The sequence below is a fragment of the Salinimicrobium profundisediminis genome (assembly GCF_026241755.1).
Classification (GTDB): domain Bacteria; phylum Bacteroidota; class Bacteroidia; order Flavobacteriales; family Flavobacteriaceae; genus Salinimicrobium; species Salinimicrobium profundisediminis.
This window is the reverse complement of sequence record NZ_JAPJDA010000066.1, coordinates 1-2,366: the sequence shown is the minus strand read 5'-3', so window position 1 is coordinate 2,366 and position 2,366 is coordinate 1. Positions and strand designations below refer to the sequence as shown.

The window sequence follows — 2,366 nt, the reverse complement described above, 5'->3', positions numbered from 1 at the left end:
GAAGAGGAATCAGTTTCTGTTTTGGCTATAGAGAACAGTCTATCAAATGAGCATGTACAAGAAACAATCGATATAGAAGAACCTATTGAAAATGCTGAACTAACAAAGGACCTAAAGGATAAAACAGTTATCGTTGTAGATGATGATAATCGTAATATCTTTGCTTTAAAAAATTCCTTAGAAAAAGAAGGAATGAATGTCATTACAGCATCGAATGGTCTTCAATGTCTTGATACCTTAATGTCCCAAGACCAAGTAGATATTGTCCTAATGGATATTATGATGCCGGTAATGGATGGATATGAAACAATGAAAAGAATCCGCGGCCTAGAACAGCACCACGACGTTCCAATCATCGCTTTAACAGCAAAGGCTATGAAAGGCGATCGCGAAAAATGTATCGAAGCAGGAGCATCAGACTACATCAGCAAACCACTCAAGCTAGACCAGCTCCTATCAGTGATGCGTGTGTGGATTGCAAAGTAATGCGCCAGGAGGATGCAGGCTTTAACGCCTGATTAGGTGCAAAAAACATGTTACAGGAAGATGGCGGCTTATTACACAAGCCGCCATCTTTTATAGGTAAAACGTTACAATAGGTTTACTCATCTATAAATCTGGGTATTTAAGGATTGCTTTATATTCGGACGCAATGGAAATGCGTGTTTAGAAGAATGATTGAGAAAGATGAGGAATGAAAATATTCATGGATAAAGAAGAATTGGAATTAGACTTACTGCTGCATGCAGTTTATAAATTATCAGGTTATGACTTTCGAAAATATATGCGTGCATCCATTAAACGAAGAGTTGAGAATAGACTTCGGCTTGAGCGGATTGCCAATATGACCCTCTTAACAGAAAGAATTATTCATGATGAACACATGCTGACAAAAATATTAAGCGACTTCTCGATAAATGTAACAGAAATGTTCAGAGATCCGGGCTTCTTTCAAACATTTCGCAAAGAAGTAGTTCCGCTTCTTGCTGGGCTTCCTGAAATAAGAATATGGCATGCGGGCTGTTCTACCGGTGAAGAGCCATACTCAATGGCTATTCTTATGGAGGAGGAAGGTCTTGGAGCTATTACAAGCATCTATGCTACTGACATGAATGAAAAAGTTTTAAAGAAAGCAGAGAGCGGCATTATTCCACTCCATAAAATGCAAGCGTACACGAAAAACTATATGCTGGCTGGCGGAAAAAAGTCGTTTTCGGAATATTATACGGCTGATAGCGAAGCTGCTTATTTGAATAAGCATCTCCTGGATCGGATTATTTTTGCTCAGCACAATCTAGTTACAGATCGATCGTTTAATGAGTTCCATGTTATCATCTGCCGCAATGTACTCATTTACTTTAATCTGGAATTACAAGGACATGTACTAAACCTGTTTAACGCAAGTTTAACGAAAAAAGGATTTTTAGGTCTGGGCAGCAAGGAATCAATTCGTACTGAAACAGAGATATTTGAGCCGTTTAATTTTAAAGAGAAATTTTATATTAAAAAATAATGTTAAACAATATTCAGTTAAATTAGTAGTTATAAAAAATCCGTACGAGTAAATTCGACTATTAGAATTTGACTCATACGGATTTTTATTTTTATGGTGACGGATTTATGTAAGTAGTAATTTTAATCTCTCGTATCCTGTCTGAACCTGGACACAATAAGTGATGCATTCAAGAAAGCATGCTCTTTATAATTATAATACGATTAAATGCAGTGTGCTAAAATACGTACATTAGTTAACTTGAATTAAAACCGCACACATATCATCATCTGCTAATAATTGCTGTTCTTTTGAAAGAATCATATTAATTGGTTCAATTTTAGCTGCAGAGTTCCAGCGGAATGATGATGTTTCTTTTAAGTATTCACAAGGTAAGACACCAGAATCCTCTATAGTCTCAACAATACCATCGGTTACAAGCAGCAATTGCAGGGATTCAGTATATGTAAAGGTAGATTTCTTAATTTTAATATCTTCAAAAAATCCAATTGCATATGTATTGTTGGGAAGGTCTATTACTTCCTTTTCGTCGATAAGAGCAATGCCGGGAGGGTGACCCGCATTTACATATTCGACCGTTTTTTCCTCTGTATCAATGACAAGATAAATGGCTGTAAAATAATAGGGTATTTGCCCGTTATGTTTATTGAGTCCGTTCATCCATTTATTTAACTCTTGCATAACATAATCCGGATCAGGATCTGTTCTCATTAAATCACGCAGTACAGAAGAGATAAACATACAAACAAGAGAAGCTGATATTCCATGCCCCATCATATCAAGCTGAATGATGGCATAACGATTCTCTTCGATTTTTCGCCAGTAATAAAGATCACCTGCTAGCTTATTGGCC

3 protein-coding genes are annotated in these 2,366 nt (G+C 36.6%); 2 read left to right on the top strand and 1 reads right to left on the bottom strand.

The window, feature by feature from the left end; translation table 11 throughout:
• Both OQ279_RS18410 and OQ279_RS18405 read left to right on the top strand, forming a co-directional pair.
• Nucleotides 1-486, top strand: a 486-nt coding sequence (locus tag OQ279_RS18410) for a response regulator (protein ID WP_266071329.1), incomplete at its 5' end; no start/stop codon positions are given.
• A 220-nt stretch (nt 487-706) separates the two neighbouring features.
• Nucleotides 707-1,513, top strand: a complete 807-nt coding sequence (locus OQ279_RS18405) for a CheR family methyltransferase (protein WP_266071328.1) — start codon at nt 707-709, stop codon at nt 1,511-1,513.
• Nucleotides 1,514-1,744: 231 nt separating this feature from the next.
• Here OQ279_RS18405 and OQ279_RS18400 read toward each other — a convergent pair.
• Nucleotides 1,745-2,366: PP2C family protein-serine/threonine phosphatase (locus OQ279_RS18400; protein WP_266071326.1), on the bottom strand; the 622-nt coding region annotated here is incomplete at its 5' end.

Excerpts from the sequence above, each read along its gene's own strand:
- OQ279_RS18405 (WP_266071328.1), top strand. The coding sequence starts at position 707 with ATGGATAAAGAAGAATTGGAATTAGACTTACTGCTGCATGCAGTTTAT.